Below are 7163 nucleotides of genomic sequence, written 5' to 3'. Positions count from 1 at the left end.
GGCGCAGTGGAGATCGAGTGAGTGCAGCGAATGGCAGGAAGGTACGCTATTGTGAGCCTCGGCTGTAGAACGCCTCGCCGATCCTGCCGGAGACCACAAATATCGGAGGCGGGATCGGCGAGGCGTTTGGAGATCGCGCCAGCAGGGTGTAACATGCGTAACTGTAAACCTCACAGGTAGATGAGGCGAATTGCAACCCTATGAGAGCGAGCAGTTACACCCATGAGTTACACCCTAGGAGAAGCTGCAAAAGCAGTCGGATTCAGCAAGCCAACGCTTTCCCGAGCCATAAAAAACGGGAAGCTTAGCGCAAAACGTCTGGATGATCGTTCCTACAGCATCGACGCGGCGGAACTGGAACGGTGGAAAGATGCTAACGGGCACAGGAACGGTGCTGCGAAGCGAATTGCAACCCCTGCTGAAACACTTGAAACGCCCCATGAAACCAGTGCGTTGCAGGCCGAAGTTGAGAAGCTTCGTGCCCAGGTCCAGTCCGACCAGCGCGAACGCGGTTTTCTGGAACAACGCATTGAAGATCTGAAAGAGCGGGCCGAGCGGGCGGAACGCAAGGAAGACCAGCTTCACGCACTCCTGGTCGATCTGCGACCGCAGGCGGTAGCCGAGCCGCGCAAGGGCTTCTGGGGTCGGTTGTTTGGATAGCCGCTAGCGCAGGCTGTCCTGTTTTCCGCAGTAGGCCAGGAAGGCGGCACCCGCATTTTTCGGCGGATTGCCCTTGGCCGATTCCGCCTGTGCGAAGGCCAGCCAATCAGCTCGAAGGGCATGGTAGTCCCGGCCTTTCTCCCGTGCCACTGTGCGAGCCTTTTCTTCGGCCCAATCCGGCAAGGTGATTGCAGGCGTTATCTGTGTCCTCGTATTCCGGGGCCGGAAGATCACCAGATCATCGCCCGTCAGCTCGATTCGGTAGAAGGGCGTATGATCGTCGGCGATGATTTGGCGAAGGTTGAGCCGGAACTTCTTGAGAGGGGCGTTGCTGCCGGTTTTTCGCTGAAGGTTGGAAAGGCCGATGTGCCATTTTGGCTGGTTGCCGCAATGTTTCCGCGCAATCTCGTAGAGTCGGCGTTCCAGTGGGCGGCGCAAGCGGAAGTAGTCGTTCGAGATCGTGACAACCTGATCGGAATCGATAGCCCGCATGAGCCAGTCTGACAGAACCACCTCGCAATAATCCAGCCGCCAAGAACCGTCCTCACGCATGACGAATCCACCTTCGTCAATCAGGCCAAAAACACGGGTTTCCATGCGGTCGCCCGTCCGAATGTCGGTCTTGAAGGTAGTTCCCCGCAGGCGCTTGAAGGCTTGTTCCAAGCGTTGATAGCCAAGGTTGTTGGTGGGTCTGTTCGTTGAGACGAGAAGCTCCCGCCCCGTGAACCTGACACGCTTGCCGATTTTTTCGCCACGGTTCTTCATGTGCATCAGTTGGCTGATGCAGAAGATCAGAATGTCCTTGTCGAAGATGGTCGGCAGGCCGTTATAGGACGGCGTAATCTCCAAGCGAACATCCCCGGCCTCATAGTGCAGGTGGCGCATGTCCGGCTTTGTTGCCAGCGAAAACATCGGGTGTTCCATCGACGCCGTATCATCCTTCGGCACGACATCGGCGATATCGAGGATGAAGAAGTCTTTTTGAGGGTGTCGATCAGGAAGCAAGGCCATGCAGAAGCTATAGCAGCAGTTCGCACCATCAGGAACCACAAATTCGCACTATCGGGAACCGCTATCGCTTCGCACCTTTCGGAACCCAAATTCGCACCTTTCGGAACCCGGACTCGCACCTTTCGGAACCCTGTGGATAGTTTCCCCTTTCGAAGCCATAGGGTTACGGGCGATTTTCAGGCCCGTAACATACTCCGTAGGTAACACTATTAACACTAGGGGTTTGCTTGGTCCGCCCCTTTCCAAAAGCCTCAAAACAATGTATGTGTTCAGATGTACACATGCTTAGAAAGATCGTGACATGACCACCAGCACCACAATGACGATCCGACTCGATCCGCAGCTCAAAGCAAAGCTGGGGAGATTGGCGGACGGGACACGGCGCAGCCGATCCTTCCTCGCAGCCGAGGCCGTGGAAACCTACGTGGACCGCGAGCTGGCAATCATCGAAGGCATCGAGCGCGGATTGGCAGACGTAGAAGCGGGCCGGACGGTCAGCCATGAAGACGCAATGGCATCCGTACGACGGGCGATCGAGGTTGCGGCGGGCGGCTCCGCGTGAGCCGATCCGTTCGCTGGTCCGCCGATGCGCTGACCGATCTTGCCGACCAGGTTTCCTATATCGCCGCCGACAACCCATCAGCCGCCCGCCGCGTGGCCGATGCCATCGACAGAACGGCCCTGGCCCTCGGAGACATGCCGATAGGACGCCCAGGACGAGTGACTGGCACCTACGAAAAATCGGTGACAAACCTGCCCTACATCCTCGCCTACGCGATCACGCAGAGAAGGGGCGAAGAAGAAATTGCGATTGTCCGGGTGATCCACACGTCACGCGACTGGTCTGCCGAAGAATGGCCAGATTGATCCTGATCACTGATCCGGCTGGGTAATCCAGAAGGCGCAGAAGCTCGATCCGTTTTCTTGCTCGACCACCTGTCCGCCGAACCACGACCTGCCGCAGTTGTAGCGCACCAAATCATCAATGGAGAACGCCGATTTGGCCGTTTCCATTCCATAGGCGATCAGTAAGCCCAGAACGATGCCTGTGGCGAGCATAGAGGCCAACCACACCCAGAACCCACCAAACCAGCGCCAGGCCTCCCTGCGGGCCTCTCCGGCGGCCTGTGAAAGCTTCTGGCGCTCTTGGGACAGTTCCGCCCTGATGCCCTTCAGAACGCGCTCAGCGGCCTCTGTGGCTGCCTGTGTGGCCCCTTCGACCATCCGGTCCCTGTCAGCCTTCAAGGCGCTCCTGACGGCCTGTGGCGCTTTCAGGGTGTCCGCGTGCATCTTCTCGACCGCATCGGCGAGGAAGCCGTGCAGCTCTTCGGCTTCCTGCTTGTCGAGGCTGGTGCGCTGAAGCTGGTCCATATCCTTACGGATCAGGGTCAGCTCGTCGGCAAGTATCTGGAACGGGTCTTTGCTCACGACCGATCCGCCTTCGTCGCCGCCTGGTCCAGTTCCTCGATCAGCCCGACCAGCTCCTTCTGATCGACTTCCCGCGTAACAGCCCGGCGCAAGAGGGCGGCGAGGGCACGGGCCTTTTCCGGTTCCTTGAGCGCATTGGAGATCACCACCGATCCAACAATGATTTTCCTCCGGGTTTCGCTGGCCTTCTGTCGTTCCTTTAGGCGGGCGAGCTTGGCTTGTGTTTCTGCTATCTGCTGGTCAATCGTGCGCGCCATTTCTGCCCTCGTTCTTTTTGCCGGTGTTGCCTTATCGGCCAGTTGAGAGGTACGGTGCAAGACACGAAGTGCCCACTTATACAAACGCTGCACGTTTGTGTGGGCGGGGGAGACTGGCGTTTCCCCTCGACCCCTAAGCGAAGTGCGGCACCGGATGGCGATCTATCACCTTAGAGCTTCGATGATTTCCCGCAGCCAGGGCCGCAGCGCCACGGCGGCGATTGCCTATCGCGTGGCGGAGCGTATCGAAGACCGCCGTACCGGGCTGACCTTCGATTACGCGGCTCGGGGCGGTGTCGATCATACCGAAATTCTCGCCCCGGATCATGCGCCGGATTGGGTCCGCGACCGATCCGAGCTGTGGAACCGCGTCGAGGAATCCGAGACCCGCAAGAACAGCCAGGTCGCCCGCGAGGTGCGTGTGGCCCTGCCTGCCGAGCTGACCCATGCGCAGCGTGTCGAACTGGTCCGGGACTTCGCCCGGGAACAGTTCGTGGACCGTGGCATGATTGCGGATATCGCCCTGCACGCGCCGGGGCGCGACGGCGATGATCGCAACCACCACGCCCATATTCTGCTCACCACCCGCGAGATTGGCCCCGAAGGTTTCACCACCAAGAACCGCGACTGGAACAAGGTCGAGGTTCTGGAAGGCTGGCGCGAAGCCTGGGCGCGGGACAGCAACATCGCCCTTGAGCGCGCCGGCATCGAGGACCGCGTGGATCACCGGACTCTCGTGGCGCAGCGCGACGAGGCGCTTGAGCTGGCCTCGGCGGCGCGGGAGCGCGGCGACGAGGGCGCGGAGCTGGTGCAGACCGTGCGGGCCATCGAACTGGACCGCCCGCCCCTGCCCCAGCTTTCCCCCGGCGCGTGGCAGATGAAGGAACGCGGCATCGAGGTCGGCCGCGTCGGGGCCTGGCACGAGGCCAAGGCGCGGGCGGCCGAGGTAATGGAGGTTGCCCGCGAGCTGGCGGGGCATGTCCGCGACTGGCTGGACCGGGCGGCGGATCGCGTGTTGGACCGTCTGGGGTCTGGGCAGGCCGAGCTGGCGCTTGCCGGGGGCCGTGATGGCCGGGACCAGGAACCCGACATTGCCACGCGGATGCGAGAAGCGTGGGAGGCCCATCAAGGCCGGGACGAGGTTCAGGAGGTTGCCACGCCAGGACCGGAGCGGGAGACACCGCAGGATTTGGCAGCGCGGTTGCGCGAGGCGGCGGCGGGGATCGACCGGGATGCACTCGCTGATCGTGCCGCCGCGTTGCGCGAGGGCCGCGAGGCCCAGGAACGGCAGGTTGCAGAGGACGCGGCACGGGAGCGTGAGCTGGAACGTCAGCAGGAGATCGAAAAGGAACGGGACAGCATCGCCGACCGCGACCGCGACCGGGGCCGTGGGCACAGTCTATAGGTTGTCGCGGATCGCCCGCGCCCTCCCCGCCTTATGGGGGGCGGGAGGGCGCCATCGTTTTACGCCTGCTTCTTCGGTGGCCTGCCTTTCGCGCAGGCCGCGGCGAATGACTGGAAGGGGTCCAAACTGACTGCGATGGTAAACCGGGTCTGGTTCAGGTGGCGCTTTTCAAGCGCAGATCATCTTCTGCGCTACCAGATCATGGTCCAACCAGAGCACTGGCCCGGTCGGATCGCATGCTTCGTCGAAGATCAGCTTTCCTGTTGCGGTCACAACGTGCTGGCTGAGGAGGTCACTGATCAGGAGTTTGCGGTCGCTGTGCAGGGCAACGATTTTCTGTGACGTTCCGACGGTCTTCTCCACCTGCTCCCCTGTGTTGGCCATAGGCCAAGCCTCGAAGCTGTAGAAAGGCTCCATCACCGGATCCTTTTGATAGTCGGTGACTATTTTCAGGATGTCTTCAAGCGACACACCTTCTTGCAACAAATCCTGGCATTGCTGCCACAGCCGCTCGGCGACTGCCCCCCCCCCTTCACTAAGCAGGGCCGACAGAAGCGGCAGCAGTGACAATTCAATCCCGGCAAATACGTCAGATGAATTGGTTCTGATTTCTGGACAGTTGAACACGGTGGCCTTGATGCCTTCATCCCAAGCCGCGCGGGCGATGCTCTCCAGCCGCATCTTGGCATATCCTTGGGTGTAGTTGGTGTAAGTTTGCCAGCGATACTTATCGCCGATCAGGACTCGGGTGCCGTGATATCCGTAGGCGGTGTAGTGGACCTGTCCGCCGGTAGCCTCGATGCGTTGGCGAATGGCTCCGCTGGCGTCCAGAAGATGGCCAAAGCTATGTGCCGTGACTTCGTCAAAGTTTTGCAGGATCAGCTTGCCGAGATCACTGTCGATCAGCGTCTGTGAGGACATATAGCGCGCACCGCGACCTTTGTAGATGCGGTTGGCGATGGCCATGAAGACCTTGGCACGCGGAATGCCCCCTGCCATGGTGTGTGCAAAGAAGACGTTGCGGCCGTCCGGGATCATTCCGTCGAGCTGCTCCATGACCCTGCCAATCGCCGAGGTGAACCGAGCCACCCCGATCTGACGGCAGCGCTCTACATGATCCCAGTCAAGATTGTGATTCTGCCAACCATCGAGCGTCATTTCGTTCAGAAGATCTGTCGGTGTCGGTTCGCCGTCAGGCGCGTCGAGATCGAAGCCTGCAATCAGTGGAACGTTGATGATCCTGCCGCCGAGGTTCGCCTCAGCGGCAGACAATTCTTCTTCCGTCAGGGCGCGCAAGCGGTTGTCATCGTCACGTCGCCCCACGGTGACCCCAAGGATCGTCATGCCGGCCGCCTTCGCCGCATCAACGAGACCGGTGGCATAGCCCCGCCCGAAAAGCTCGCCAAAAAGGACAAAGATGTCGCCTTCGCCAAACAGCGTGTTGTCGGGAATTTTCGTGAGAGAGGACGGGCCAACCATATTCTGCTCCAAGCTGTTCAAGAATGTTCCGAGAAAGCGTAAGAAAATGGAACCGCGTCGCGCTTCGCCTCCCCCTCGGGCCCGAAGAAGAGATCGAGCGTGTTGGCGAGATGATCGCTGCTCGTCAGTCCGCCAAGCGCCCTTTGGTAGACAGGGTCTGTAGCGACGATGGCCAGCCCTGCGGTAAGTGAGATCAGATGCTGAAGCAGCACTTCGCTGTCGGCATTGGCCCGCCAGCCCTCGGACTGGGCGCACCGAATCTCGACCCTTTGCAGTTCTGCGGATTTTTCAATCTTTTCCGATAGACTATCTTGAGCGTAGCGCACCACATCAGGGTTCCGCAGGATGCGATGGTAGGCGGCATGGCTGCACGCCCAATCAATGTAGGCGTTCGCGATCTGGCGAAGCCTCTCCCGACCGCTTTGGGCCGTTGCAGCGCCCCGCATCCTATCAATGAGAAGGTCGACGCCTTCCTCGGCGAGAGCGCGAAGCAGATCGGCCTTGCTTGCGAAGTGCCGCATCGGTGCCGCGTGACTGACGCCCAAGTCCCGTGCGAGTTCGCGCAGGCTCAGACTTTCCACGCCTGTCTCATTCAGCACCTTAACAGCGGATCGAAGCAATGCACCGCGAAGGTTCCCGTGATGATATAGGCGTTTTGCCACAGTAAGCTCCAAATTCTCGCGCCGCCTTCATGTTACGAAATGTTGTCGATGTCAACATTGGGGCCAATTCTTACGCTTCCTGCAAGATGCACGGGCTTACGCTCGAGTTGCCCTTCCTCCCGAAGATCTTCGCTGGCGCAGTGGAGATCGAGTGAGTGCAGCGAATGGCAGGAAGGTACGCTATTGTGAGCCTCGGCTGTAGAACGCCTCGCCGATCCTGCCGGAGACCACAAATATCGGAGGCGGGATCGGCGAGGCGTT

The 7163-nt window shown here is 60.2% G+C and carries 9 protein-coding genes; 4 read left to right on the top strand and 5 right to left on the bottom strand.

The window, feature by feature from the left end; all coding sequences use genetic code 11:
• Window positions 1–222: 222 nt before the first annotated feature.
• Window positions 223–660 (top strand): excisionase family DNA-binding protein, encoded by a 438-nt coding sequence (locus MK745_RS19405; RefSeq protein ID WP_243614826.1) that lies wholly within the window; start codon window positions 223–225, stop codon window positions 658–660.
• A 3-nt stretch (window positions 661–663) separates the two neighbouring features.
• Here MK745_RS19405 and MK745_RS19400 read toward each other — a convergent pair whose 3' ends face one another.
• Entirely contained in the window at window positions 664–1671 is a 1008-nt protein-coding gene (locus MK745_RS19400) for a replication initiator protein A (RefSeq protein WP_243614825.1), read from the bottom strand.
• Window positions 1672–1972: 301 nt separating this feature from the next.
• Here MK745_RS19400 and MK745_RS19395 point away from each other — a divergent pair, with 301 nt between their 5' ends.
• Complete coding sequence (locus tag MK745_RS19395) at window positions 1973–2233, top strand: CopG family ribbon-helix-helix protein (protein WP_243614824.1); 261 nt, start codon at window positions 1973–1975, stop codon at window positions 2231–2233.
• A complete protein-coding gene (locus tag MK745_RS19390; RefSeq protein WP_243614823.1) occupies window positions 2230–2538 on the top strand; it encodes a type II toxin-antitoxin system RelE/ParE family toxin in 309 nt (102 codons plus the stop codon). The genes MK745_RS19395 and MK745_RS19390 overlap by 4 nt, the downstream gene beginning before the upstream one ends.
• A gap of 6 nt (window positions 2539–2544) precedes the next feature.
• Here the strand turns inward: MK745_RS19390 and MK745_RS19385 are convergent, their stop codons facing one another.
• Together MK745_RS19385 and MK745_RS19380 are read right to left on the bottom strand one after the other, a co-directional pair.
• The gene (locus tag MK745_RS19385; RefSeq protein ID WP_243614822.1) at window positions 2545–3099 is read right to left on the bottom strand and encodes a hypothetical protein; all 555 of its coding nucleotides are present in this window, start codon (window positions 3097–3099) and stop codon (window positions 2545–2547) included.
• Window positions 3096–3356: a hypothetical protein gene (locus MK745_RS19380; RefSeq protein ID WP_243614821.1), complete on the bottom strand. Its 261-nt coding sequence runs from the start codon at window positions 3354–3356 to the stop codon at window positions 3096–3098. Before MK745_RS19380 ends, MK745_RS19385 begins: the two co-directional genes overlap by 4 nt.
• A 154-nt stretch (window positions 3357–3510) precedes the next feature.
• Between MK745_RS19380 and mobQ the strand changes: the two genes are divergently transcribed.
• Entirely contained in the window at window positions 3511–4761 is a 1251-nt protein-coding gene (gene mobQ, locus MK745_RS19375) for a MobQ family relaxase (protein WP_243614820.1), read from the top strand.
• 168 nt (window positions 4762–4929) lie between these two features.
• Here mobQ and MK745_RS19370 read toward each other — a convergent pair whose 3' ends face one another.
• Together MK745_RS19370 and MK745_RS19365 are read right to left on the bottom strand one after the other, a co-directional pair.
• The gene (locus MK745_RS19370) at window positions 4930–6240 is read right to left on the bottom strand and encodes an enoyl ACP reductase FabMG family protein (RefSeq protein WP_243614819.1); all 1311 of its coding nucleotides are present in this window, start codon (window positions 6238–6240) and stop codon (window positions 4930–4932) included.
• A 17-nt stretch (window positions 6241–6257) separates the two neighbouring features.
• Complete coding sequence (locus MK745_RS19365; protein ID WP_243614818.1) at window positions 6258–6902, bottom strand: TetR/AcrR family transcriptional regulator; 645 nt, start codon at window positions 6900–6902, stop codon at window positions 6258–6260.
• Window positions 6903–7163 lie beyond the last annotated feature (261 nt).

The organism is Shimia aestuarii, from assembly GCF_022814865.1.
Taxonomy (GTDB): domain Bacteria; phylum Pseudomonadota; class Alphaproteobacteria; order Rhodobacterales; family Rhodobacteraceae; genus Shimia; species Shimia aestuarii_A.
This window is presented reverse-complemented; position numbering and strand designations above follow the sequence as displayed.